23 protein-coding genes are annotated in these 24519 nt (G+C 71.9%); 18 read left to right on the forward strand and 5 right to left on the reverse strand.

Features of this window, described 5'->3' with window-relative positions; genetic code table 11:
• Positions 1-20 precede the first annotated feature (20 nt).
• The 3 genes from AVL59_RS15040 to AVL59_RS52115 all read left to right on the forward strand — a co-directional run bounded on the left by AVL59_RS15040 (position 21) and on the right by AVL59_RS52115 (position 3149).
• Positions 21-509, forward strand: a complete 489-nt coding sequence (locus AVL59_RS15040) for a DUF1003 domain-containing protein (protein ID WP_067304037.1) — start codon at positions 21-23, stop codon at positions 507-509.
• 127 nt (positions 510-636) lie between these two features.
• A complete protein-coding gene (locus AVL59_RS52110; protein WP_067304039.1) occupies positions 637-2319 on the forward strand; it encodes a protein kinase family protein in 1683 nt (560 codons plus the stop codon).
• Positions 2262-3149, forward strand: coding sequence for a lysylphosphatidylglycerol synthase transmembrane domain-containing protein (locus tag AVL59_RS52115; protein ID WP_067304042.1), 888 nt, complete (start codon positions 2262-2264; stop codon positions 3147-3149). The genes AVL59_RS52110 and AVL59_RS52115 overlap by 58 nt, the downstream gene beginning before the upstream one ends.
• A 414-nt stretch (positions 3150-3563) precedes the next feature.
• Here AVL59_RS52115 and AVL59_RS15055 read toward each other — a convergent pair whose 3' ends face one another.
• Positions 3564-5984 (reverse strand): Tex family protein, encoded by a 2421-nt coding sequence (locus tag AVL59_RS15055; RefSeq protein WP_067304043.1) that lies wholly within the window; start codon positions 5982-5984, stop codon positions 3564-3566.
• A gap of 213 nt (positions 5985-6197) precedes the next feature.
• Here AVL59_RS15055 and AVL59_RS15060 point away from each other — a divergent pair, with 213 nt between their 5' ends.
• Both AVL59_RS15060 and AVL59_RS15065 read left to right on the forward strand, forming a co-directional pair.
• The gene (locus tag AVL59_RS15060; RefSeq protein ID WP_067304046.1) at positions 6198-7157 is read left to right on the forward strand and encodes a GlxA family transcriptional regulator; all 960 of its coding nucleotides are present in this window, start codon (positions 6198-6200) and stop codon (positions 7155-7157) included.
• A 46-nt stretch (positions 7158-7203) separates the two neighbouring features.
• The gene (locus AVL59_RS15065) at positions 7204-7839 is read left to right on the forward strand and encodes a DJ-1/PfpI family protein (protein ID WP_067304049.1); all 636 of its coding nucleotides are present in this window, start codon (positions 7204-7206) and stop codon (positions 7837-7839) included.
• On the opposite strand, the gene AVL59_RS15070 is transcribed toward AVL59_RS15065, so the two are convergent.
• Positions 7826-8581: an enoyl-CoA hydratase/isomerase family protein gene (locus AVL59_RS15070; protein WP_067304051.1), complete on the reverse strand. Its 756-nt coding sequence runs from the start codon at positions 8579-8581 to the stop codon at positions 7826-7828. The two genes, AVL59_RS15065 and AVL59_RS15070, sit on opposite strands and share 14 nt — an antisense overlap.
• Before the next feature lie 267 nt (positions 8582-8848).
• On the opposite strand from AVL59_RS15070, the gene AVL59_RS15075 reads away from it, so the two are divergent.
• On the forward strand, positions 8849-9343 hold the full coding sequence (locus tag AVL59_RS15075; RefSeq protein WP_067317301.1) for an ATP-binding protein: 495 nt from the start codon (positions 8849-8851) through the stop codon (positions 9341-9343).
• 27 nt (positions 9344-9370) lie between these two features.
• Here AVL59_RS15075 and idi read toward each other — a convergent pair whose 3' ends face one another.
• The 3 genes from idi to galE all read right to left on the reverse strand — a co-directional run bounded on the left by idi (position 9371) and on the right by galE (position 12196).
• Positions 9371-9964 (reverse strand): isopentenyl-diphosphate Delta-isomerase, encoded by a 594-nt coding sequence (idi, locus tag AVL59_RS15080; protein ID WP_067304053.1) that lies wholly within the window; start codon positions 9962-9964, stop codon positions 9371-9373.
• A 180-nt stretch (positions 9965-10144) separates the two neighbouring features.
• On the reverse strand, positions 10145-11086 hold the full coding sequence (locus AVL59_RS15085) for a cation diffusion facilitator family transporter (RefSeq protein ID WP_067304056.1): 942 nt from the start codon (positions 11084-11086) through the stop codon (positions 10145-10147).
• A gap of 138 nt (positions 11087-11224) precedes the next feature.
• The gene (gene galE / locus AVL59_RS15090) at positions 11225-12196 is read right to left on the reverse strand and encodes a UDP-glucose 4-epimerase GalE (protein WP_067304059.1); all 972 of its coding nucleotides are present in this window, start codon (positions 12194-12196) and stop codon (positions 11225-11227) included.
• Positions 12197-12473: 277 nt separating this feature from the next.
• Between galE and AVL59_RS15095 the strand changes: the two genes are divergently transcribed.
• The 12 genes from AVL59_RS15095 (at position 12474) to AVL59_RS15145 (ending at position 24462) form a co-directional block, all read left to right on the forward strand.
• Entirely contained in the window at positions 12474-14261 is a 1788-nt protein-coding gene (locus tag AVL59_RS15095; RefSeq protein WP_067304061.1) for a DUF5941 domain-containing protein, read from the forward strand.
• Positions 14258-15010 carry a phosphocholine cytidylyltransferase family protein gene (locus AVL59_RS15100; RefSeq protein WP_067304064.1) on the forward strand — a complete coding sequence of 251 codons (753 nt, stop codon included), beginning with the start codon at positions 14258-14260 and terminating at the stop codon, positions 15008-15010. Before AVL59_RS15095 ends, AVL59_RS15100 begins: the two co-directional genes overlap by 4 nt.
• Complete coding sequence (locus AVL59_RS15105; protein WP_067304066.1) at positions 14998-16059, forward strand: iron-containing alcohol dehydrogenase family protein; 1062 nt, start codon at positions 14998-15000, stop codon at positions 16057-16059. Before AVL59_RS15100 ends, AVL59_RS15105 begins: the two co-directional genes overlap by 13 nt.
• On the forward strand, positions 16037-16816 hold the full coding sequence (locus AVL59_RS15110) for a CDP-alcohol phosphatidyltransferase family protein (RefSeq protein ID WP_079147388.1): 780 nt from the start codon (positions 16037-16039) through the stop codon (positions 16814-16816). The genes AVL59_RS15105 and AVL59_RS15110 overlap by 23 nt, the downstream gene beginning before the upstream one ends.
• A gap of 5 nt (positions 16817-16821) precedes the next feature.
• Entirely contained in the window at positions 16822-17694 is an 873-nt protein-coding gene (locus AVL59_RS15115) for a glycosyltransferase family 2 protein (RefSeq protein WP_067304072.1), read from the forward strand.
• A gap of 133 nt (positions 17695-17827) precedes the next feature.
• Positions 17828-18757: an ABC transporter permease gene (locus AVL59_RS15120; protein WP_067304073.1), complete on the forward strand. Its 930-nt coding sequence runs from the start codon at positions 17828-17830 to the stop codon at positions 18755-18757.
• A gap of 7 nt (positions 18758-18764) precedes the next feature.
• Entirely contained in the window at positions 18765-19553 is a 789-nt protein-coding gene (locus AVL59_RS15125; RefSeq protein ID WP_099053284.1) for an ABC transporter ATP-binding protein, read from the forward strand.
• A gap of 326 nt (positions 19554-19879) precedes the next feature.
• Positions 19880-20806: a squalene synthase HpnC gene (gene hpnC / locus AVL59_RS15130; protein WP_208870380.1), complete on the forward strand. Its 927-nt coding sequence runs from the start codon at positions 19880-19882 to the stop codon at positions 20804-20806.
• Entirely contained in the window at positions 20803-21753 is a 951-nt protein-coding gene (gene hpnD, locus AVL59_RS15135; RefSeq protein ID WP_067304081.1) for a presqualene diphosphate synthase HpnD, read from the forward strand. The genes hpnC and hpnD overlap by 4 nt, the downstream gene beginning before the upstream one ends.
• Positions 21753-21893, forward strand: coding sequence for a DUF6380 family protein (locus tag AVL59_RS56375; RefSeq protein WP_372450381.1), 141 nt, complete (start codon positions 21753-21755; stop codon positions 21891-21893). Before hpnD ends, AVL59_RS56375 begins: the two co-directional genes overlap by 1 nt.
• Positions 21890-23326, forward strand: coding sequence for a hydroxysqualene dehydroxylase HpnE (gene hpnE, locus AVL59_RS15140; RefSeq protein ID WP_067304083.1), 1437 nt, complete (start codon positions 21890-21892; stop codon positions 23324-23326). The genes AVL59_RS56375 and hpnE overlap by 4 nt, the downstream gene beginning before the upstream one ends.
• Before the next feature lie 71 nt (positions 23327-23397).
• Positions 23398-24462 (forward strand): polyprenyl synthetase family protein, encoded by a 1065-nt coding sequence (locus AVL59_RS15145; protein WP_067304085.1) that lies wholly within the window; start codon positions 23398-23400, stop codon positions 24460-24462.
• The last annotated feature ends 57 nt before the right edge of the window (positions 24463-24519 follow it).

The following is a 24519-nucleotide window of genomic DNA, read 5'->3' on the forward strand; positions in this document are numbered from 1 at the left end:
CGGCCGGTCGAGGAGTGACCATGAGCGGTGGGGTGAGCGGTCCGGGCCGACCGGGTGGTCCGGGGCTGCGGCTGCTGCGCGAGCAGGACGTGCTCGCGCGGATGCGCGGGACCGAGGACAGGATCGCGGACGCGATCACCGCCTTCGCGGGGACCATGCAGTTCGTCTATCTGCACGCCCTGTGGTTCACGGTCTGGATCGTGTGCAACGAAGGCGTGTTCGGCCAGGAGGTGATCTGGGATCCCTTCCCCTTCGGACTGCTCACCATGATCGTCAGCCTGGAGGCGATCTTTCTGTCCACCTTCGTGATGGTGAGCCAGAACCGCCAGGCCGCCCGCGAAAACGTGCGGGCCGACCTGGACTTCGAGACCAATGTGCGCTCGGAGGTGTGGTCGATCCACATGGGCCGGGCCCTGGGCGTCGACCCCGAGGAGGTCGAGCGCGGGGTCCGGGAACTGCTCGCGGAGAACCGCGCCCGCATGAGCGGCTCCCCCCGGTCCCCCGAGTGAGGGGCCACGTCCGCGCACCGGCTCCCGCCACGCGACGGGACGGTGACACGGGTGTCCGGGGCGGCCGGACGACGTCGCCGGGGAATGAGCGCATGGACCGGTCCCGCGTCCCCACCGGCGGCCGGAGGTGACCGGGCACCGCGGCGTGTTCCTGTCCGCCGGCATCGTGGGCAGGACGGACGACCGGGCGGCGCCGGTGATCGACGCGCCCCCGGCGCACGATGTGCGCCGGGCGGCCGATCTGTCGCGGCTGCTGGTGTCCCTGGCCATGCTGGGGCTGACGGCGCTGGTGGCGGTCGCCACCCGGGCGTTCGCCCGCACGGCGCAGCAGGGGCTGCTGTCCGCGGCGGCCGCGTTGCCACCGGGCCTGCGCGACGGGCTGGTCGGCACGGTGCAGTTCGTCGCTCTGGCGGCGCCGGTCGCGGCCGTGGTCCTCCTCGTCGTGCGCCGGTGCGGGGACGCGGTGCTCAGAATCCTGCCCGCCGCGGCGCTGGGCGCGGCGACCGCCTGGGCGCTCACACGTCTGGCGCTGGCACGCGGCCGACCGGATCTGTGGCCCGGGGTGCTGGCCGGCCGGGGCGGACTGATGGGGGCGGGCTGGCCGTCGGCGGTCTCCCTGGCGGCGTACGCCGCGGCGGTGGTCGCCGCAGGACCCTGGCTCGCGCGGCCGTGGCGGCGGACACTGTGGGCGCTGACGGCCGCGTGCGCCGTGCTCGGCGCCGTGGCCGCCGCTCTCGTACCTCTGGAGGCCGTCGCCGCGCTGGCAGCGGGCGGCGCGGCCGGCTCCGCGGTCCTGCTCATGGCCGGCGGCCCGCCGGACCGTCCGCCGGCCGGGGCGGTCGCCGACGCGCTGGTCGCCTGCGGGATCCCGCTCGCCACCCTGCGCGAGCTGCCCGAGGACGAGCAGCTTTCCGGCGAAGGGATCGTCTACCGTGCCGAGACCGCCGCAGGCCTGCGGCTGACCGTACGGGCCGTCGCCGCCGAGGACCAGGGCCGAGACCTGTTCCACCGGCTCGCCCGGCGTACCCTGCTGCGCCACCCGGACGACCCCGGCGCGCAGACCCCGCTCACCGCGGTCGAGCACGAGCTGCTCATGCTGGTCTTCGCCGCCCGCACCGGCGCCCGGGTCGACGAACCCGTGATCGCCTACCCGGTGGACGAAGGGGGCGCCCTCCTGGTGACCGTCGGGCAGGACGCCCGACGGCTGTCCGCGCTGGCGGCCGAGGATCTGACCGACGAACTGCTCGGCGAGGTGTGGCGGTCCGTGGCCCGTCTGCAGGAGCACCGCCTCGCGCACCGCGCCCTGCGCACCGAGAACATCCTCGTCGAACCGGGCGGCGGACTCAGGCTCACCGCCTTCGCCCGGGCCCGGCTCGACGCGCCGCCCGAGGCGCTCGGCAGCGACATCGCCGAACTGCTGGCCACCACCGCCGTACGCGTCGGCCCGAGCCGCGCCACCGCCTGCGCGCTGGCCGGCCTCGGCCACGAGCGGCTGGCGAGCGCACTGCCGTACCTGCAACCGCTCGCGTTGATCGGCCCCGCGCGGCGCGAGGTCGCGCGCTACGACCAGGAGCGCGCCAAAGCCGCCGGGGAGGGCGTACGGGCCGTGCCCGGCGGCCCGGCGGACGGCCCAGCCTGCTGCACGACCTCGCCGCCGAGGTCCGTACGGTGTGCGCGGCGTCGTACGCCCCGCCGGCCCGCCTGGCACGGTTCACCTGGAAGAGCGTTCTCGGCCTGCTCGGCGCCTTCCTGGTGCTGCACCTCGTGCTGCCGCAGTTCGCCGGCGCCCCGGCCGCTCTCCATGCGCTGAAGGAGGCGAACTGGTGGTGGCTGCTCGCCGTCGTGCCCGTCACCTTCGTCTCGCAGGCGTTCTCGACCTGTCTGCAACTGGGCACGATCCCCGACCGACTGCCGTTCGGCCCCACCTACCAGGTGCAGTTCGCCGGCTCGTTCCTGAACCGGATCACTCCGAACAACGTCGGCGGCATGGCGCTGGGCCTGCGCTACCTGCAGAAGACGGGCATCGAGACCGGCGCGGCCACGGCCTCGGTCGGGCTGCAGAGCCTGGCCGGGGCCGTCTCCAACGCCCTCGTCGCCGCGGTGTTCCTCGCCTGGGCCGGGGGGCACCACGCGGGAGTCCACCTGGACGTGCCCGTCGGCCGGTACGCGCTTCCCGTCATCGCCCTCGTGCTCGCCGCCGGAGGGCTGATCGGTTTCACCCCGCCGGGCCGGCGCTTCCTGCACGAGAAGGTGTGGCCGTTCCTCAGCTCGGCCGGGTCGACCGTCAAGGGCATCGCCACCGACCCCGCGAAGATCGCCCTCGGCACCCTGGGCGCGCTCGGCCTGCCCCTCGTCCAGATCGTGGGCCTCGCCCTGAGCGTCCACGCACTCGGCGGAGACCTCCCCTTCGTCCAGGTGGGCGCCGCCTACATGGGGGCCCGGCTGCTCGCGAACGCGGCTCCTGTGCCCGGCGGCCTCGGTGCGCTCGAAGCCGGACTCATCGCCGGTCTGACCGCGCTCGGCGTGCCCGCCGGCGCCGCCACTTCGGCCGTCCTGGTCTACCGGCTGCTCACCTTCTGGCTCAACGTCCCCCTGGGCGCGCTCGCCCTCGGCATCGTCCGGCGAAAGGGGTATGTGTGACGTCGGCTCACATCCGGGAGCCGGGTCCCGGATCCTCGCCCGCCACCACGGCGGGCCGCTCGACGCGGTGCGCCCAGCCCTCTTCGTGCGCGGCACACGGCCTCGGGAGAGGGCAGGTTCCGGTGGACACCGCCGCAGGAGGGCGTCCTCGGGCACTTGGGCCAGGGTGATCCCGCTCGTCGAGGAGCCGGGCGGCAGCGGCATTCCGCCCTCTGCCCAGCCTCAGGTGAAGACGGTGCGCCGGGGCAGGCCGATCCCGACGTGGTGGCCCTCGGCGACGTTGCCACCGGTGACGTTCGTCCGGTGGACACCGCCGGGCCCGGAGCCGAATGCGCCATCGGGTCGTCTCGGCGGCGCCCGTGGCCGAAGACGGGGCGGGGCGCACGGTGTGCCGCACGGCCCCGCCCCGGTGGCTCAGCGCCGCCCGTCGTTCGGGTTCAGCAGCCCGGCCCGCCGCAGTGCGTCCGCCATGGCGCTGTTGGCCGGCGCGGGCGCCTGACGCCCACCCCGGTCACCGCCGCGGCTCTGCCGCTGGCCCTGGCCCTGGCCCTGCCGCTGGCCCTGGCCGCCGCTCTGGCCCTGCCGCTGCTGTGGCGGCCGGCCGGCGCCACCCCGCTGCTGCCTGCCGCCCTGTCCCTGCGCGGCGGCCTCGTCGTCCAGCCTCAGCGTCAGCGCGATCCGCTTGCGCGGAATGTCCACGTCGAGCACCTTCACCTTGACGATGTCCCCGGGCTTCACGACATCCCGAGGGTCCTTGACGAACGTCTTGGACATCGCCGAGACATGCACCAGCCCGTCCTGGTGGACACCGACGTCCACGAAGGCCCCGAAGGCCGCCACGTTCGTGACCACCCCTTCCAGGACCATCCCGGCGGACAGGTCGGAGATCTTCTCCACGCCCTCCTTGAAGGTGGCCGTCTTGAAGGCGGGACGCGGGTCACGCCCCGGCTTCTCCAGCTCCTTCAGGATGTCGCTGACCGTCGGCAGACCGAAGGTGTCGTCCACGAAGTCCGCCGGCCGCAGCGAGCGCAGCACACCGGTGTTGCCGACGAGGGAGGCGACCTGCTGCCCCGTCGTCTTCACCATGCGCCGCACCACCGGATACGCCTCCGGGTGCACGCTGGAGGCGTCCAGCGGATCGACGCCGTCCCGGATCCGCAGGAAGCCCGCGCACTGCTCGTACGCCTTCGGACCGAGCCGCGCCACCTTCTTCAGCTCGGAGCGCGAGGTGAACGGCCCGTTCGCGTCCCGGTGCGCCACGATGTTCTCGGCGAGACCGGACGAAATGCCCGACACCCGCGACAGCAGCGGCACGGAGGCGGTGTTGACGTCCACGCCGACGCCGTTCACACAGTCCTCGACGACCGCGTCGAGCGAGCGGGACAGCTTCACCTCGGACAGGTCGTGCTGGTACTGGCCGACACCGATCGACTTCGGGTCGATCTTCACCAGCTCGGCAAGCGGGTCCTGCAGCCGGCGGGCGATGGAGACCGCGCCGCGCAGCGACACGTCCATGTCGGGCAGTTCCTGCGAGGCGTACTGCGACGCCGAGTACACGGAGGCGCCCGCCTCGGACACCATCACCTTGGTGAGCTTCAAGTCCGGGTGCCTGGAAATGAGTTCACCGGCGAGCTTGTCGGTCTCGCGGGAGGCCGTGCCGTTGCCGATGGCGATCAGGTCGACCGTGTGCTCCTTCGCCAGCCGGGCCAGCTTGGCGATCGCCTCGTCCCACTTGTTGGCCGGGACGTGCGGGTAGATCACGTCCGTGGCGACGACCTTGCCGGTGGCGTCGACCACCGCGACCTTCACACCCGTACGGAAGCCGGGGTCCAGGCCGAGCGTCGCGCGCGTGCCGGCCGGCGCGGCCAGCAGCAGGTCCCTCAGGTTCGCCGCGAACACGTTGACCGCCTCGTCCTCGGCGGCCGTACGCAGCCGCAGGCGCAGGTCGATGCCGAGGTGCACCAGGATGCGGGTGCGCCAGGCCCAGCGGACCGTGTCCTTCAGCCACTTGTCGGCGGGGCGGCCGCGATCGGTGATCCCGAAGCGATGGGCGATGATCCCCTCGTACGAGGACGGGCCCTCCACGGGCTCCTCCGGCTCCAGGACGAGGTCCAGGACCTCCTCCTTCTCGCCGCGCAGCATCGCCAGGATGCGGTGCGAGGGCAGCTCGGTGAACGGCTCGGCGAAGTCGAAGTAGTCGGCGAACTTGGCGCCCGCCTCCTCCTTGCCGTCCTTCACCTTGGCGGCCAGCCGCCCACGCACCCACATGCGCTCGCGCACCTCGCCGATCAGGTCGGCGTCCTCCGAGAACCGCTCGGTGAGGATGGCCCGCGCGCCGTCCAGCGCGGCCTGGGGGTCGGCGACGCCCTTGTCCGCGTCGACGAACGCGGCAGCGGCGGCGAGCGGCTCCACGGCCGGGTCCCCCAGCAGCCCCTCGGCCAGCGGCTCGAGGCCGGCCTCGCGTGCGATCTGCGCCTTGGTCCGCCGCTTGGGCTTGTAGGGCAGGTAGATGTCCTCGAGCCGCGCCTTGGTCTCGGCGCTGCGGATCTGCGCCTCCAGCTCCTCGGTGAGCTTGCCCTGCTCGCGCACCGACTCCAGGATCGCGGTCCGCCGCTCCTCCAGCTCCCGCAGGTAGCGCAGCCGCTCCTCGAGCGTGCGCAGCTGCGCGTCGTCGAGCATCTCGGTCGCTTCCTTGCGGTAGCGGGCGATGAAGGGCACGGTCGAACCGCCGTCGAGCAGCTCCACCGCGGCCTTCACCTGCCGCTCCCGTACGCCGAGTTCCTCGGCGATCCTGCCTTCGATGGACCCTACTTCGATGGATCCGGGTGTCGTCACGATCCCGTACCGCCTTCTCCACTGAGGTTGCGCGGCAATTGTGGCAGGTGACACCGACAACCGGGGATCAGGGCGCCCCGGCGGGCCGCCGTGCCGCGCGGGAGTCCGGACACCACACCCCGGCCGACCTGCCCGGGCGGCCCGCGGGCCATGGCAGAAAAGGTGGGAATCTCGTCATTGCGGCCATGGCCGCACTCTCGAAGAATCGAGGACATGCCGCAGCGAACGCTCCTCTTCGTCCTCTTCGACGGTGTGCAGAGCCTCGACGTCACCGGGCCCCTCGAGGTGTTCGCCGGTGCCGAGCAGCACAGGCCCGGCACGTACCGCATCCGCACGGCCTCGCTGGACGGCGGCCCCGTGCGCACCTCCAGCGGCCTGACCCTCGTACCGGACGGGGCGCTCGCGCAGGCGCCCGACCCGCACACCCTGCTGGTCCCCGGCGGTCAGGGCACCCGCAGCCCCGATCCGCGGCTGACCGAGTGGCTGCGCGCACACGGCCCGCGCGCGCGGCGCCTCGTCTCCGTCTGCACCGGCTCGCTCCTGCTGGCCGCCGCGGGTCTGCTCGACGGCCGCCGGGCGACGACCCACTGGGCCCAGTGCGACAAGCTCGCCCGTGACCACCCGGCCGTGCGGGTGGACCCCGAGCCGATCTACGTACGCGACGGACACGTCTCCACCTCGGCGGGCGTGACCTCCGGCATCGACCTCGCCCTCGCGCTGGTGGAGGAGGACCTGCACCGGGACGTGGCGCTCGATGTCGCCCGGCACCTGGTGGTCTTCCTGCGCAGGCCCGGCAACCAGGCGCAGTTCAGCGTCCAGCTCGCCGCCCAGACCGCGCGGCGCGCACCCCTGCGGGACGTGCAGCAGTGGATCACCGAGCACCCCGCCGGTGACCTGAGCGTCGAGGCTCTCGCCGCCCGCGCCCGGCTCTCGCCGCGCCACTTCGCCCGTGCCTTCCGGGAGGAGACGGGCCTGACGCCCGGCCGCTACGTCGACCGCGTCCGGCTGGAGCACGCCCGCCGGCTCCTGGAGGACACCTGCGACGGCATCGAGGAGATCTCCCGCGCCAGCGGTTATGGAACTCCCGAGGCCATGCGGCGCGCCTTCCTCAAGTCGCTCGGCACACCGCCCGCGGAGTACCGCAGGCGCTTCCATCCGGCATCCGCCCACTGAACCGGCCGCACACCGGGACGGCACCCGACCACCGAAAGGGATCGTCATGCACATCGCCATGGTCGTCTACGACCGCTTCACCGCCCTGGACGCCGTGGGGCCCTACGAGATCCTCAGCCGGCTCCCGGACGCCCGGGTCGACTTCGTGGCCGAGCGGCCCGGCCCGGTCCGCACCGACACGGGCTTCCTCGCCGTCACCGCGGACAAGGCCCTCGACGAGGTGACGAGCCCCGACATCGTCGTGGTCGCCGGCGGTCCCGGCACCGCCGAGCAGCTGGAGAACCCCGCCCTCCTCGACTGGCTGCGCGCCGTCGACGCGAGGACCACCTGGACGACCTCGGTCTGCTCGGGCTCGCTGCTGCTCGCCGCCGCCGGTCTGCTCAAGGGCCGGCGCGCCACCAGCCACTGGGCCGCCCTGGAGGTGCTGAAGCAGTTCGGCGCCGAACCGACGGGCGAGCGGGTGGTCACCGACGGCAAGTACGTCACCGCCGCCGGTGTCTCCTCCGGCATCGACATGGGCCTCACCCTGGTCGGCAGGATCGCGGGCGACGAACACGCCCAGGCCGTCCAGCTGCTGACCGAGTACGACCCGCAGCCGCCCTACGACGCCGGTTCGCCGCAAAAGGCCCCCGCGCACCTGGTGGAGGAGTTCCGCGCGCAGAGCCGCCTCACTCTGCGGTAGGCACGCTCCAGGTGAAGCGCGGCCGCCTGCGCTCCAGGAAGGCGGCGACCCCCTCCGCGGTGTCGCCGCTGCCGCGCGCCTGCTCCGTCCAGTGGGCGTCCCGGTCCGTGCGGCCGTTCGCGAACTCCTTCGCGGCGGCCTGGGTCAGCTGGGAACGGGACGCCAGGATCCGGGTCAGCTCGGCGACCCGCTTGTCCAGTTCGCCCTCGGGCAGCACCTCGTCCACGAGCCCGGTGCGCAGGGCCCGCCCGGCATCGATCAACTCGGCCGTGAACAGCAGGTACTTGGCGGTGGACGGCCCCACCAGCGACACGAGCCGCCGCGTGGACGAGGCCGCGTACACGATCCCGAGCTTGGCCGGCGTGACCCCGAAGAGCGCTCCCTCCTCCACGAGCCGCAGATCGCAGGCGGCCGCGAGCTGGGCACCGCCGCCCACACAGTGGCCGCGCACCGCGGCGAGCGTCGGCTTGGGGAACGCGGCGAGCGCCTCCTCGGCCGCCACTGCCAGCCCCTGCGCCTCGGCTGGCGACCCCTGAAGCGTGGAGATGTCCGCACCCGCGCAGAAGGTCGCGCCCTCGCCGGTCAGAACCAGCGCCCGCACGGTGGGATCGCCCGCCAGCTCGTCCAGCAGCGGCGGCAGGGCCCGCCACATCGCGGCGGTCATGGCGTTGCGCTTGGCCGGATTCCGGATGATCACCGTGGCCACGGAGTCGGCGATCTCGTGCGAGAGCTGGGGATCCATGCGATGGATGCTATCGGGGGCCGCCTACGGGGCCGGAGGGCCGTCCAGTGGTGCGGTCCCGCCCCCTCCGGGGTTTTCCCACAACCCGAATAGTTCGTGAACCGGCGTCAAGGGCGACAGGAGCGGTCCTACAACTGCCGTTGTCATACGCCCGCGGTCAGAAGCGCTCGATAATCGCTGACTTCTGGTCAGTCATCCGGAGCCGAGCGCATCGTTACCAACACTCGACGTGTGGTGACAATCGAGCGCGAGGGTGGCGACCGGACGATGGACAACCACGGGTGCGGGGACGGCCCGCGCCCAGCGGGGGGCGCCGGGCGGCCGCCCGATCCACTGCCGTACGAGGGAGTCTGGCGGTTCACCGCGCCCGCCGTGGACGCCTCGGTCCCGCAGGCCCGGCACGCCGTACAGGACCTGCTGCTGCGCCAGGGTGTACCGGTCTCCGACGACCTGGTGTACGGCCTGCTGCTGATCGTCTCCGAGCTGGTCACGAACGCGGTCAGGCATGCGGCGCTGCTGTCGCCGATGCTCGCCGTGGAGGTGGCCGTCGGGGCCGAATGGGTGCGTGTGTCGGTGGAGGACAACCACCCCTACCGCCCGACCGCTCTGGAAGCCGACCACGGCCGGACCGGCGGCCGGGGCCTGCTCCTGGTCCGTGAGATCGCCCGGGAGGCGGGCGGAGCGGTCGACGTGGAGCACACGGCCGGCGGCGGCAAGGTGATCTGGGCCGCCCTGCCGCTCAAGCCGGCGACCCTTTCCTAGGGAGTCGCCAGAGGGCGCGGGCGGGGTTCACCAGCCCGCGGACTCGCCGGTCAGCTCCCTGATCGCCGGACGTGCCGCGTCCAGCACGGTCATGAACCACGCCGAGAACGGGTCCCGCGCGTGCCGCTCGGCCAGCTCGGCCGCCGTCACGTACGCGGTCGCCTCGACCTCCTCCGGGACCGGCGCGAGCGGAGCCTGCACCATGCCGACGAACAGGTGGTTGTACTCCTGCTCGACCAGGCCCGAGGCCGGGTCCGGGTGGTTGTAGCGGACGGTGCCCGCCTCCGCCAGCAGGGAAGGCGAGACACCCAGCTCCTCGTACGTCCGCCGGGCCGCCGCGGCGAAGGGTGCCTCGCCGGGGTAGGGGTGGCCGCAGCAGGTGTTGGACCACACACCGGGGGAGTGGTATTTGCCGAGCGCCCGCTGCTGGAGCAGCAGCCGGCCGTACTCGTCGAAGAGGAACACCGAGAACGCACGGTGCAGCTGCCCCGGCGGCTGATGCGCGGCGAGCTTCTCCGCGGTGCCGATCGTCACGCCCTTCTCGTCGACAAGTTCCAGCAAAATCGCCTCTGCGGTGCCGTTCGACGAGCTGTGCGTCTCGGTGGCAGGTGTGATCGGCATACCCATCCTTAGCCTCGGTCTTCGCACCCCAAGTCTGCCGTACGAATCCGGCACTCCCGGCACTTCCCGGCACGTCCGCATGTCCCGAGCCGGGCGGTACCGGAGTGGGACCCGGTGATCATCGTGCCCGGCGCCACTCGCCGGGAACCGCCCGCGGGACTCGAACAAGATTGCGTACGGTCAATGGCACAGCCGCGCCTCGTGCTCCGCGTGACCACCCGGCTCCAGCTGGAAGGTGCAGTGCTCGACGTCGAAGTGGTCGCCCAGGCATCCCTGCAGCTCGTGCAGCATCTTCTCGTTGCCGATGGCGTTCAGCACGTCCGAGCTGACCACCACGTGCGCGGACAGCACGGGCATGCCCGAGGTGATCGTCCAGGCGTGCAGGTCGTGCACGTCCTCCACGCCGTCCAGGGCCAGGATGTGCGCCCGCACCTCCGCCATGTCGACATCCTTCGGGGCCGCCTCCAGCAGCACGTCCAGCGTCTCGCGCAGCAGCTTCAGCGTCCTCGGCACGATCATCAGGCCGATGACCAGCGAGGCGACCGGGTCGGCGGCCTGCCAGCCCGTGGTCAGGATCACCGTGGCCGAGATCAGCACCGCCACCGAGCCGAGCGCGTCCGCGGCCACCTCGAGGAAGGCGCCTCGCACGTTCAGGCTCTCCTTCTGCCCACGCATCAGCAGGGTGAGCGAGATGGAGTTCGCGACCAGGCCGATCAGACCGAAGACGATCATCAGGCCGCCGCGGGTGTCCGCGGGCGTGACGAACCGCTGCACCGCCTCGTACAGCACGTATCCGCCGACCCCGAGCAGCAGAAGGCAGTTGGCCAGGGCGGCGAGGATCTCGGCGCGGGCGTAGCCGAAGGTACGGTTCGTGCTCGCCGGGCGGTTCGCGAAGTGGATGGCGAGCAGCGCCATGCCCAGGCCGACCGCGTCGGTCGCCATGTGGGCGGCGTCCGCGATCAGGGCGAGCGAGTCCGCGACGAGACCGCCGACGATCTCGACCACCATGATCGTGAGGGTGATGCCCAGCGCGACGCGCAGCCGCCCGCGGTAGGCCGCCGCGGCCGTACCTGTGGGGGGCGCGTGGCTGTGCGCATGCCCGTGGTCGTGCCCTGCCCCCATGAAAACCGCCCCTTCCGTGTTCCGTCCGGGCTCACAGTGAACTACGGGTGGGGGGTATCGGGCAACGCGGCACTGAACACCGTTGTCATGTGCCCTGACCTGCGGAAACGAAACGCAGGTCAGGGCGTGGCCACGGGCTCACTTCCCGTGGTGCAGCTGCCAGCCCCGCCAGGCCGAGGCGACCATCTCCGGCACCCCGCGCCCGGCCCGCCAGCCCAGTTCCTCGGCGGCCCGCTCCGCCGAGGCGACCGCGCGCGGCGCGTCCCCGGGGCGGCGCCCCTCGACCACCGGCGCCCGCCGGTCGCCGGTGACCTCACCGATGACAGTGATCAGCTCGCGCACCGAGACGCCCTCGCCGCGGCCGATGTTCAGCGTCAGATCGCCCGTGAGGTCCCCGCCGGCGAGCCGCCGCGCGGCCGCCAGGTGCGCCTCGGCGAGGTCGGCCACGTGGATGTAGTCCCGGATGCAGGTGCCGTCCGGCGTCGGATAGTCGGTGCCGAAGATCCGCGGGGCCTCGTCGCGGGTGAGCCGGTCGAAGACCATCGGCACGATGTTGAACACACCTGTGTCCGCGAGTTCCGGTTCGGCCGCGCCCGCCACGTTGAAGTAGCGCAGGCACACCGTCGAGATCCCGTGCGCCCGGCCCGCCGCCCGTACCAGCCACTCCCCGGCCAGCTTGGTCTCGCCGTAGGGGTTCACGGGCGCGCAGGGAGTGTCCTCGGTGATCAGCTCCACGTCCGGGTTGCCGTACACCGCCGCCGACGAGGAGAACAGCAGGCGGCCGATCCCCGCCTCGGCGACCGCGTCCAGGAGGGTGGCCAGGCCGCCCACGTTCTCCCGGTAGTAGCGCGTGGGCTCGGCCACGGACTCGGCGACCTGCTTGCGCGCGGCGAGGTGGACGACGCCCGTCACGCCGTACTCCGCGAAGACCCGCTTGAGCAGGCTCCCGTCCAGCGTCGAGCCCGCGACGAGCGGGATCCCGGCCGGGAGCCGCTCGGGCACCGCGGCCGACAGGTCGTCCAGCGCCACGACGCTCTCCCCGGCGCCCGCCATGGCCCGCGCCACATGTGCCCCGATGTATCCGGCCCCGCCGGTGATCAGCCACGTCATGGTCGCCCACCCTATGCCGACCCGACCGTGTGTCCGTGATGCCGGGGAAGCCCGGGTCTGCGACCAAAGTTTGTGGGACGGGCCCCGGATCCCCGATGATGATCGCGGCAAAGGCCTGGGCAGCACTCGTGGACCGGCCCGTGAACGGGCGGTGAACACGGACTTCGGCCCATCGGATAGCCTCTGCCGACATGCCGCCCGGGCACCGCAGGCCAAGGCGCCCCCCACCACGCTAAAGACCGGCGTCGAAGCGCCGGCACCCAGGGAGTGAGTTCGGTTGCCGACCGCCATCGTCACCGGTCAGCCGGTCCCCGGATCGTCGCTCGAGAACGATCTGCGGTCCCTCGGCTTCGACGTGCGCGCGGCCACCGACGCCGCCGAGGCGGAGACCCTGCTCGCCGCCGTCCCCGCCGACCGGCGCGTCGCCCTCGTCGACGCCCGCTTCGTCGGCCACGTGCACGCACTCCGGCTCGGCCTCACCGACCCGCGCTTCGACCTCGCCGCCGTCCCGGGCGCCGTCACCGCCCAGCCGGCCGCCCGGCCGGCCCTGACCCGGGCGCTGGCCCGCGAGACCTCCGCCGGCGGCGGTACGGCGGTGGCCGTGGACAGCGTCGCCGACCGCCTCGTCACCGCCCTCGGCACCGACGGCTGCGAGGTCCACCGGCCCGAACTGGGCAGCCTGGTCGCCGCCGTCCCGGCCGACCCGCAGGGCCGCAACGAGGCCCGGCAGGCCGTCGCCGCCGTCGACGACGAGGCGATACGCCTGAAGTCGGCCGTGAAGTCCCGCGACGGCTTCTTCACCACGTTCTTCATCAGCCCGTACTCGCGCTACATCGCCCGCTGGTGCGCCCGCCGGGGCCTGACCCCCAACCAGGTCACCACCGCCTCGCTGCTCACCGCCCTGATCGCGGCGGGCTGCGCGGCGACCGGCACCCGGGGCGGGTTCATCGCGGCCGGCGTGCTGTTGATCGCCTCGTTCGTGCTGGACTGCGCCGACGGCCAGCTCGCCCGCTACGCCCTGAAGTACTCCACCCTCGGCGCCTGGCTCGATGCCACCTTCGACCGGGCCAAGGAGTACGCCTACTACGCCGGTCTCGCCCTCGGCGCCGCTCGCGGCGGCGACGACGTGTGGGCGCTCGCCCTCGGCGCGATGATCCTGCAGACCTGTCGGCACGTGGTCGACTTCTCCTTCAACGAGGCCAACCACGACGCCGCCGCCAACACCAGCCCCACCGCGGCCCTCTCCGACAAGCTGGACAGCGTCGGCTGGACGGTCTGGGCGCGCCGGATGATAGTCCTGCCCATCGGTGAGCGCTGGGCGATGATCGCCCTCCTCACCGCGGCCACCACCCCCCGCATCACCTTCTACGTGCTGCTCGCCGGCTGCGCCTTCGCCGCGACGTACACCACGGCCGGCCGGGTGCTGCGGTCCCTGACCCGCAAGGCACAGCGGACGGACCGGGCCGCCCAGGCCCTGGCGGACCTCGCCGACAACGGCCCGGTCGCCTCCCGCATGGCGCATCTCACCCGCGTCCGCTTCGGTGCCCCGCTGCTGGTGGCCCTGGCCGGCACGGCCGTCCTCGCCGTCTCCCTCTTCTCCGGGAGGACCTGGGCGCCGGTCGCCGGTGCCTTCGTCTACGCCGTCACCTCGGGCCAGGCCCTGTGCCGCCCCCTCAAGGGCGCCCTCGACTGGCTCGTCCCCCCGCTGTTCCGGGCCGCCGAATACGGCACCGTCCTCGTCCTCGCGAGTAAAGCTGGGGTAAACGGGGCGCTTCCTGCGGCTTTCGGCCTGGTGGCCGCCGTCGCCTACCATCACTACGACACGGTGTACCGCATCCGCGGCAACGCCGGAGCGCCGCCGGCCTGGCTGGTGCGCGCCGTCGGGGGGCAGGAGGGGCGGACACTGCTCGTCACCCTGCTGGCCGCGCTGCTCACCGCTGGGCAGTTCAAGGTCGCGCTCACGGTCCTCGCCGTGATCGTCGCCCTGGTGGTGCTCGTCGAGAGCATCCGCTTCTGGGTGTCCGCTGGGGCACCCGCCGTACACGACGAAGGAGAACCCGCATGATCGGCCTCGTGCTGGCGGCCGGCGCCGGACGGCGTCTGCGCCCCTACACCGACAGCCTTCCCAAGGCTCTGGTGCCAGTGGGCCCTGCGGGCATAGAGGACTCGATCACCGTGCTCGACCTCACTCTCGGCAACTTCGCCGAGATCGGTCTGACCGAGGTCGCGGTCATCGTCGGCTACCGCAAGGAGGCCGTGTACGAGCGCAAGGCGGCCCTGGAGGCGAAGTACGGCCTCAAGCTCACCCTGATCGACAACGACAAGGCCGAGGAGTGGAACAACGCCTACTCCCTGTGGTGCGGCCGTGACGCCCTCAAGGACGGTGTGATCCTCGCCAACGGCGACACCGTCCACCCGGTCTCCGTCGAGAAGACGCTGCTCGCCGCGCGGGGCGAGGGCAAGAAGATCATCCTCGCCCTCGACACCGTGAAGTCCCTCGCGGACGAGGAGATGAAGGTCGTCGTCGACCCCGAGAAGGGCATGACGAAGATCACCAAGCTGATGGACCCCGCCGAGGCCACCGGCGAGTACATCGGCGTCACCCTCATCGAGGGCGACGCCGCCCCCGAGCTGGCCGACGCGCTGAAGACGGTCTGGGAGACCGACCCGCAGCAGTTCTACGAGCACGGCTACCAGGAGCTGGTCAACCGCGGCTTCCGGATCGACGTGGCACCGATCGGTGACGTCAAGTGGGTCGAGATCGACAACCACGACGACCTCGCCAAGGGACGGGAGATCGCGTGCCGCTACTGACCCGGCTCATTCCCTCGCCGGTCGTCGTCGACATCCGCCCGGGTGCCCTGGACGACCTGGCCTGTGTCCTCGCCGACGAGCGCATCGCGCAGTCCGGCCGGCTCGCCGTCGCCGTCAGCGGCGGCTCCGGCACCAAGCTGCGCGAGCGCATCGCCCCCTCGCTGCCCGGCGCCTCCTGGTACGAGGTCGGCGGCGGCACCCTCGACGACGCGATCCGGCTGGCCGGAGAGATGAAATCCGGCCACTACGACGCGGTGGTCGGGCTCGGCGGCGGCAAGATCATCGACTGCGCCAAGTTCGCCGCGGCGCGCATCGGCCTGCCCCTGGTCGCCGTGCCGACGAACCTCGCGCACGACGGCCTGTGCTCGCCGGTCGCCACGCTCGACAACGACGCCGGGCGCGGCTCCTACGGTGTGCCGAACCCGATCGGTGTCGTCATCGACCTGGACGTGATCCGCGAGGCCCCGGCCCGCTTCGTCCGGGCCGGCATCGGCGACGCGATCTCCAACATCAACGCGGTCGCGGACTGGGAGCTGTCCAACCGCGTCAACGGCGAGAAGATCGACGGTCTCGCCGCGGCCATGGCCCGTCAGGCCGGCGAGGCGGTCCTGCGCCACCCCGGCGGCATCGGCGACAACGACTTCCTCCAGGTGCTCGCCGAGGCGCTGGTCCTCAGCGGTATCTCGATGTCGATCTCCGGCGACTCCCGGCCGTCCTCCGGCTCCTGCCACGAGATCAACCACGCCTTCGACCTGCTGTTCCCCAAGCGGGCGGCCGCCCATGGCGAACAGTGCGGGCTCGGCGCGGCCTTCGCGATGTATCTGCGCGGAGCCCACGAGGAGGCGGCCCACCAGGCCGGGGTGCTACGCCGGCACGGGCTTCCGGTGCTGCCGGAGGAGATCGGCTTCACGGTGGACGAGTTCGTCCGCGCCGTGGAGTTCGCCCCGGAGACCAGGCCCGGCCGCTACACGATCCTCGAACACCTCGACCTCAAGCCGAACCAGATCAAGGACATCTACGCGGACTATGTCAAGGCCATCGGTAGCTGAACTCCGTCCGGTCGTCCACCCCGCCGGGGTGAAGGACCGGCGCAGCGGTGAGCACTGGGCGGGACGCCTCTACATGCGTGAGGTGTCCCTGCGCGTCGACCGCTACCTGGTGAACACCAGGGTCACGCCCAACCAGCTCACGTACCTGATGACCGTCTGCGGCGTGCTCGCGGCCCCGGCCCTGCTGGTGCCGGGGATCGCGGGAGCCGTGCTCGGTGTGCTCGCCACCCAGCTGTACCTGCTGCTGGACTGCGTCGACGGCGAGATCGCCCGCTGGAAGAAGCAGTACTCCCTCGGCGGGGTCTACCTGGACCGCGTCGGCGCCTACCTGACCGACGCGGCGGTCCTGGTCGGCCTCGGCCTGCGCGCCGCCGACCTGTGGGGGAGCGGGCGCATCGACTGGCTGTGGGCCTTCCTCGGCACCCTCGCCGCCCTCGGCGCGATCCTGATCAAGGCCGAGACCGACCTCGTCGGCGTCGCCCGGCACCAGGCAGGGAAGCCGCCGGTCCAGGAGGCGGCCTCCGAGCCGCGCTCCTCCGGAATGGCGCTGGCCCGCCGGGCCGCCTCGGCGCTGAAGTTCCACCGGCTCATCCTCGGTATCGAGGCCTCGCTGCTGATCCTGGTCCTCGCGATCGCGGACCAGATCCACGGCGATCTGTTCTTCACCCGGCTCGGCACCGCCGTGCTCGCCGGCATCGCCCTGCTGCAGACCCTGCTGCACCTGGTGTCCATCCTCGCCTCCAGCAGGCTGAGGTGAGCGGCATGAAGGTCGGCGCGGTCATCATCACCATGGGCAACCGGCCCGAGGAACTGCGTGCCCTGCTCGACTCGGTCGCCAAGCAGGACGGCGACCGGGTCGAGGTGGTCGTCGTCGGCAACGGCTCGCCCGTCCCGGACGTCCCCGAAGGCGTACGGACCATGGAGCTGCCCGAGAACCTGGGCATCCCTGGCGGCCGCAACGTCGGCATAGAGGCCTTCGGGCCCAGTGGCCGCGATGTCGACATACTGCTTTTCCTCGACGACGACGGACTGCTCGCCCGGCACGACACCGCCGAGCTGTGCCGTCAGGCGTTCGAGGCCAACCCGAAGCTCGGCATCATCAGCTTCCGGATCGCCGACCCGGACACGGGCGAGACCCAGCGCCGGCATGTACCGAGGCTGCGCGCCTCCGACCCGATGCGTTCCTCCCGGGTCACCACCTTCCTCGGCGGCGCCAACGCCGTCCGCACCCGGGTCTTCGCCGAAGCCGGTGTGCTCCCGGACGAGTTCTTCTACGCCCACGAGGAAACCGACCTGGCATGGCGGGCCCTCGACGCGGGCTGGATGATCGACTACCGGTCCGACATGGTGCTGCACCACCCGACGACCGCGCCCTCCCGGCACGCGGTGTACCACCGCATGGTGGCCCGCAACCGGGTCTGGCTGGCCCGCCGCAACCTGCCCGTGCTCCTCGTCCCCGTCTACCTCGGGGTCTGGCTGCTGCTCACCCTCCTGCGCCGCCCGTCGGTGCCGGCCCTGAAGGCCTGGTTCGGCGGCTTCAGAGAGGGCTGGACCACTTCGTGCGGCCCCCGTCGCCCCATGCGCTGGCGTACCGTGTGGAGGCTCACCCGACTGGGCCGGCCCCCGGTCATCTGACAAGCTCGTCGGTGCGGGGCGCGCGTTCCCGGTGCGCCCGGGGAGGGATCCGACGACGCCCGCGAACGATGAATCCGACGCAGCCGACGCACATGACGCACAACGACGTACCCGAAGACGAAAGCTTCCTCCTGTGAGTGAGACAACGCATGACGGCGGTGTCGCGGTGACCGCGGCCCCGTCACCCGACGAGGGACTGACGGCGGCGCAGCTCGCCGCCAAGTACGGGCTCGCCGTGAGCGGCGCCCGGCCCTCCCTCGTCGAGTACGTCCGTCAGCTGTGGGGACGGCGCCACTTCGTCCTCGCCTTCTCCCAGGCGAAGCTGACCGCGCAGTACAGCCAGGCCAAGCTCGGCCAGCTCTGGCAGGTGGCGACGCCCCTGCTGAACGCGGCCGTGTACTACTTCATCTTCGGCGTCATCCTGCACGCGAGCAAAGGCATGTCCAAGGACGTGTACATCCCGTTCCTGGTCACGGGCGTGTTCGTCTTCACGTTCACGCAGAGCTCGGTCATGACGGGCGTCCGCGCCATCTCCGGCAACCTCGGCCTGGTGCGCGCCCTGCACTTCCCGCGCGCCTCGCTGCCCATCTCCTTCTCCCTGCAGCAGCTGCAGCAGCTGCTCTTCTCGATGATCGTGCTGTTCGTCGTCGCGATAGGATTCGGCAGCTACCCGAGCGCCTCCTGGCTGCTGATCGTGCCGGTCCTGGTGCTGCAGTTCCTGTTCAACACCGGGCTCGCGCTGATCGTGGCCCGCATGGGCGCCAAGACGCCGGACCTCGCCCAGCTGATGCCGTTCATCCTGCGCACCTGGATGTACACGTCCGGTGTCATGTTCTCCATCAACAAGATGATGGAGGGCCGCTCCGAGCTGTCGGTCCGGCTGCTCGAGGTCAACCCGGCCGCCGTCTACATGGACCTGATGCGCTACGCGCTGATCGACGGCTACCACGCCTCGAACCTGCCGCCGCACGTGTGGGCCATCGCCCTGTTCTGGGCCGTGGTCGTCTTCGCCGGCGGTTTCGTGTACTTCTGGAAGGCGGAGGAGAGGTACGGCCGTGGCTGAGCAGAACATCGCCGAACAGGACATCCGGGACCCGCGCCCGACGGTCATCGCGGACGACCTGCACATCGTCTACCGGGTCAACGGAGCCAAGACCGGCAAGGGCAGCGCGACGGCGGCCCTCAGCCGCATTCTCAGGCGAGGCTCCGACGACTCGGCGCGCGGGGTGCGCAAGGTGCACGCCGTGCGCGGTGTCTCCTTCGTCGCCTACCGCGGCGAGGCCATCGGCCTGATCGGCTCCAACGGCTCCGGCAAGTCCACGCTGCTGCGCGCCATCGCCGGCCTGCTGCCCGCCGAGAAGGGCAAGGTCTACACCGACGGCCAGCCCTCGCTGCTCGGTGTGAACGCGGCCCTGATGAACGACCTGACCGGAGAGCGGAACGTCATCCTCGGCGGTCTCGCCATGGGCATGTCCCGTGAGCAGGTCAAGGAGCGCTACCAGGACATCGTCGACTTCTCCGGGATCAACGAGAAGGGCGACTTCATCACGCTGCCGATGCGGACGTACTCCTCCGGCATGGCTGCCCGGCTGCGCTTCTCCATCGCCGCCGCCAAGGACCACGACGTCCTCATGATCGACGAGGCCCTCGCCACCGGCGACCGCAAGTTCCAGAAGCGCTCCGAGGAGCGCATCCGGGAGCTGCGCAAGGAAGCCGGCACGGTGTTTCTGGTCAGTCACAACAACAAGTCCATCCGCGACACCTGCAACCGTGTCCTGTGGCTGGAACGCGGCGAACTGCGCATGGACGGACCCACCGAAGAGGTCCTCAAGGAGTACGAGAAGTTCACGGGCAAGTAGCCCGGGTTCGGCCGGAGCCCGCCGGAACTCCCGGTGGGGCCCGCGTCCGCAAAGGAAGCGTCAACTCGCTCTGGTCTTAGGAATCTTGACGCCAATCGGTGTGTTGTTGTGATGCGCAGGACACCCCGCCTGACCTCGCTGCGTTGTACAACGTAAGCTGTACCGGTCCCGGAAAGCGGCAAGTGGGGCGATAATGCGCGACAGCCTTTGCCGGGCAGCCCGGCGGAAGTCCGGGCGGCGTGTCCGAAATAGTGTGTATTGGGTCGGCAGTGTAGAACGGGAGATGTGACGGCAATGGTTACGGAAACTCCCCAGCTCAGCGCAGTATGTGCCGTCCCCGCCCAGGGCAGCGCGCGGTGACGGGAACCGACACGGCGCCCGCACTGGAGCGCGCCACGCTGGACAAGGCCACGAGCGAGAACTTCCCCGTGGCCCCCTTCTTCCTGCCCCGGGCCTGGCGCGACGACCTCATGGCCGTCTACGGCTTCGCCCGCCTCGTGGACGACATCGGCGACGGCGATCTGGCCCCCGGTGGAGCCGACGCGCGGATCCTCGGCGTGTCGGCCGGTGAGGCCGAGGACCGTCTGATCCTCCTCGACGCCTTCGAGGCCGACCTGCGGCGTGTCTTCGACGGCGCGCCCCGCCATCCCCTGCTGCGCCGCCTGCAGCCCACCGTCCGCCGCCACGCCCTCACCCCCGAGCCCTTCCTCGGCCTGATCGCCGCCAACCGCCAGGACCAGCTGGTCACCCGGTACGAGACCTACGACGACCTCCTCGCCTACTGCGAACTGTCCGCCAACCCCGTCGGCCGCCTCGTCCTCGCCGTCACCGGCACCGCGACCCCCGAGCGGAACCGTCTCTCCGACGCGGTCTGCACCGCCCTGCAGATCGTGGAGCACCTCCAGGACGTCGCGGAGGACCTCGGCCGCGACCGGATCTATCTGCCGGCTGCGGACATGAAGCGCTTTCACGTCCAGGAAACCGATCTCGCCGCGAAAACCGCGGGCGCATCGGTGCGCGCCCTGGTTGCATACGAAGCGCAACGCGCCCGCGATCTGCTGAATGAAGGCGCCCCCCTGGTGGGTAGCGTCCACGGCAGGTTGAAGCTGCTGCTCGCGGGGTTCGTGGCGGGGGGAAGAGCGGCGGTCCGGGCGATCGCCGCCGCCGAATACGACGTACTTCCCGGCCCGCCCAGACCCGGCAAGGTCCGGTTGCTGCGTGAGGTGGGCGTGATCCTGCGAGGAGAGGGGTGATCCGGACCGTGGATTCTGCACCGCACGTGTCCGCGCCGGTACTCGCCGCCTACAGCTACTGCGAGGCCGTCACCGGGCAGCAGGCCCGCAACTTCGCGTACGGTATCCGCTTGCTGCCGACGCCCAAGCGCCGCGCGATGTCGGCGCTGTACGCCTTCTCCCGGCGTGTCGACGACATCGGCGACGGCGACCTGCCGGGCGAGGTCAAGGTCAAGCGGCTGGAGGACACCCGGGCGCTGCTCACCCGGATCCGCGAGGGCGGCGTCGAGGAGGACGACACCGATCCGGTGGCCGTCGCGCTCACCCATGCCGCGCGCGCCTTCCCGATCCCGCTCGGCGGTCTGGACGAGCTGATCGACGGCGTCCAGATGGACGTGCGCGGGGAGACGTACGAGACCTGGGACGACCTGAAGGTCTACTGCCGCTGTGTGGCCGGAGCCATCGGCCGTCTCTCGCTGGGCGTGTTCGGCACGGAGCCGGGGGCGCGCGGCGCCGAGCGCGCACCCGAGTACGCCGACACCCTCGGTCTCGCGCTCCAGCTCACCAACATCCTCAGAGACGTCCGCGAGGACGCCGAGGGCGGCCGTACCTATCTGCCCGCCGACGACCTCGCCAAATTCGGCTGCTCGGCCGGGTTCAACGGGCCGACACCACCGGAGGGCTCCGACTTCGCGGGCCTCGTGCACTTCGAAGTGCGACGGGCCCGCGCCCTTTTCGCCGAGGGCTACCGGCTGCTCCCCATGCTCGACCGGCGCAGCGGCGCCTGTGTGGCAGCCATGGCCGGCATCTACCGCCGGCTGCTGGACCGCATCGAGCGCGAACCGGAGGCCGTGCTGCGCGGCCGGGTCTCGCTGCCCGGGCGCGAGAAGGCCTATGTCGCCGTGCGCGGACTGTCCGGGCTCGACACCCGGCACGTGTCCCGGCGGACCGTCAGGAGGCGCGCCTGATGGACGTCGTGGACCAGGCCGACTCCGCGGGACCGCAGCGGTGGGCAACCCTCCGCTGCGGCGTGGCGTCCCTGACTGCGACGGCCGACCGTGCACCGTTCAACCTGCACGCTCGGCACGTACGGAAGGACCGACGATGAGCGACGGCTCGCGCCCCGAGGGGGCGGACGCTGGCACCCCGCGACCTGCGGCCACGGCAGGCCGCAGCGCCGTCGTGGTCGGCGGCGGCCTCGCCGGGATCACCGCGGCGCTCGCGCTCGCCGACGCGGGCGTCCGTGTCACCCTGCTCGAAGGCAGGCCCAGGCTGGGCGGCCTCGCCTTCTCCTTCCAGCGCGGCGAGCTGACCGTCGACAACGGCCAGCATGTGTACCTGCGCTGCTGCACCGCCTACCGCTGGTTCCTCGACCGGATCCAGGGCGCGGCGCTGGCACCTCTGCAGGACCGCCTGGACGTGCCCGTCGTCGACGTCACCAAACCCGAAGGGCGGCGGCTCGGCAGACTGCGGCGCGACGCGCTGCCCGTCCCCCTCCACCTGGGGCGCAGCCTGGCCGCCTATCCGCATCTCTCGTTCGCCGAACGCGCCGCGGTCGGGCGGGCCGCGCTCGCGCTCAAGGGGCTCGACCTCTCCGATCCGGCCCTGGACACCCAGGACTTCGGCAGCTGGCTGGCCGCTCACGGCCAGTCGGCGCGTGCCGTCGAGGCCCTGTGGGACCTGGTCGGGGTCGCCACCCTCAACGCGGTCGCGGGCGACGCCTCGCTGGGGCTCGCCGCGATGGTGTTCAAGACCGGTCTGCTGTCCGACCCGGGAGCGGCCGACATCGGCTGGGCCCACGTCCCGCTGGGCGAACTGCACGACCGGCTGGCCCGCAAGGCGCTCGACTCCGCGGGCGTGCGTACCGAGGTCCGTACACGCGTCACCTCCGTCTCCACCAACGAAAACGGGACCTGGAGCGTTCAGGTTCCCGGCGAGACGCTCCAAGCCGACGCGGTCGTCCTCGCCGTACCCCAGCGCGAGACCCACGGCCTGCTGCCGCCCGGCGCCCTCGACGCCCCCGACGAGTTGCTGAGGATCGGCACCGCGCCCATCCTCAACGTGCATGTCGTCTACGACCGCAAGGTGCTCGCCAGGCCCTTCTTCACCGCCCTCGGCACCCCCGTGCAGTGGGTCTTCGACCGCACCGACGCCGCCGGGCTCGCCGAGGGGCAGTACCTCGCGCTCTCCCAGTCGGCCGCCCAGGACGAGATCGACGCGCCCGTCGCCGCGCTCCGCGAGCGCTACCTGCCCGAGCTGGAGCGTCTGATCCCGGGGACGCGCGGCGCGCTGGTGAAGGACTTCTTCGTGACCCGGGAGCGCACGGCCACGTTCGCCCCCACCCCCGGCGTCGGGCGGCTGCGGCCCGGCGCCCGCACCAAGGCACCCGGCCTGTACCTGGCCGGAGCGTGGACCGCCACCGGGTGGCCCGCGACCATGGAGAGTGCGGTCCGCAGTGGAGTGAGCGCGGCCGACGCCGCGCTGAGCGCCCTGGGCCGGCCCCGCCCCCGCCACCTCTTCGAGTTCGAGGAGGCGGCCTGATGCTCGATCAGCAGCCGGCGGCGAGCCCTCGCACCCCCGGTACCGCAAATAGAGGAGAGACTGTGCCCACTGTGCCCCCGGCCTCGACGCCCGCTCGGAGGACCGCGGTGGACGTGACCGCGCTGCTGGAGCGCGGCCGGACCCTGGCCACACCGGTGCTGCGGGCGGCCGTCGACCGCCTGGCGCCTCCCATGGACACCGTCGCCGCCTACCACTTCGGCTGGATCGACGCGGCCGGCAACCCGGCCGACGGCGACGGCGGCAAGGCCGTCCGCCCCGCCCTGGCCGTTCTCTCCGCCGAGGTCACCGGCGCCGCACCCGAGGTGGGCATCCCGGGTGCCGTCGCCGTCGAACTGGTCCACAACTTCTCGCTGCTGCACGACGACCTGATGGACGGCGACGAGCAGCGCCGCCACCGCGACACCGTCTGGAAGGTGCACGGCCCCGCCCAGGCCATCCTGGTCGGCGACGCCCTGTTCGCCCTCGCCAACGAGATCCTGCTGGAGCTCGGCACCGTCGAGGCCGGCCGCGCCACCCGTCGGCTGACCACCGCCTCCCGCGCCCTGATCGACGGTCAGGCGCAGGACATCTCCTACGAGCACCGCGACCGGGTCAGCGTCGAGGAGTGCCTGGAGATGGAGGGCAACAAGACCGGCGCCCTGCTCGCCGCGTCCAGCTCCATCGGTGCGGTGCTCGGCGGCGCCGACGACCGCACCGCCAACGCGCTGGAGAAGTACGGCTACCACCTGGGCCTCGCCTTCCAGGCCGTGGACGACCTCCTCGGCATCTGGGGCGACCCCGACGCCACCGGCAAGCAGACCTGGAGCGACCTGCGCCAGCGCAAGAAGTCCCTGCCGGTGGTGGCCGCGCTCGCCGCGGGCGGCTCCGCCTCCGAGCGGCTCGGCGAGATCCTCGCCGCCGACGCCAAGAGCAGCGACTTCGCGACCTTCTCCGAGGAGGAGTTCGCGGCTCGTGCGGCCCTCATCGAGGAGGCGGGCGGCCGCGAGTGGACGGCCGGGGAAGCGCGCCGTCAGCACATCATCGCCATCGAAGCCCTCGACGTCGTCGACATGCCGGAACGGGTACGGGCCGCCTTCACGGCGCTCGCCGACTTCGTCGTCGTACGAAAGAGATGATCACTATCGGTCGAATAGCCCTCGCGTAGTCGCCGGCCGGTGTCGCGGGAAGACGGA

The organism is Streptomyces griseochromogenes, assembly GCF_001542625.1.
Classification (GTDB): Bacteria; Actinomycetota; Actinomycetes; order Streptomycetales; family Streptomycetaceae; genus Streptomyces; species Streptomyces griseochromogenes.

Coding starts and splice junctions, on each gene's coding strand:
- AVL59_RS15040 (WP_067304037.1), top strand. CDS start 21: ATGAGCGGTGGGGTGAGCGGTCCGGGCCGACCGGGTGGTCCGGGGCTG.
- AVL59_RS15060 (WP_067304046.1), top strand. CDS start 6,198: ATGCCGCAGCGAACGCTCCTCTTCGTCCTCTTCGACGGTGTGCAGAGC.
- AVL59_RS15065 (WP_067304049.1), top strand. CDS start 7,204: ATGCACATCGCCATGGTCGTCTACGACCGCTTCACCGCCCTGGACGCC.
- AVL59_RS15070 (WP_067304051.1), bottom strand. CDS start 8,581: ATGGATCCCCAGCTCTCGCACGAGATCGCCGACTCCGTGGCCACGGTG.
- AVL59_RS15075 (WP_067317301.1), top strand. CDS start 8,849: ATGGACAACCACGGGTGCGGGGACGGCCCGCGCCCAGCGGGGGGCGCC.
- idi (WP_067304053.1), bottom strand. CDS start 9,964: ATGCCGATCACACCTGCCACCGAGACGCACAGCTCGTCGAACGGCACC.
- AVL59_RS15085 (WP_067304056.1), bottom strand. CDS start 11,086: ATGGGGGCAGGGCACGACCACGGGCATGCGCACAGCCACGCGCCCCCC.
- galE (WP_067304059.1), bottom strand. CDS start 12,196: ATGACGTGGCTGATCACCGGCGGGGCCGGATACATCGGGGCACATGTG.
- AVL59_RS15100 (WP_067304064.1), top strand. CDS start 14,258: ATGATCGGCCTCGTGCTGGCGGCCGGCGCCGGACGGCGTCTGCGCCCC.
- AVL59_RS15110 (WP_079147388.1), top strand. CDS start 16,037: ATGTCAAGGCCATCGGTAGCTGAACTCCGTCCGGTCGTCCACCCCGCC.
- AVL59_RS15115 (WP_067304072.1), top strand. CDS start 16,822: ATGAAGGTCGGCGCGGTCATCATCACCATGGGCAACCGGCCCGAGGAA.
- hpnC (WP_208870380.1), top strand. CDS start 19,880: ATGTGCCGTCCCCGCCCAGGGCAGCGCGCGGTGACGGGAACCGACACG.
- AVL59_RS56375 (WP_372450381.1), top strand. CDS start 21,753: ATGGACGTCGTGGACCAGGCCGACTCCGCGGGACCGCAGCGGTGGGCA.
- hpnE (WP_067304083.1), top strand. CDS start 21,890: ATGAGCGACGGCTCGCGCCCCGAGGGGGCGGACGCTGGCACCCCGCGA.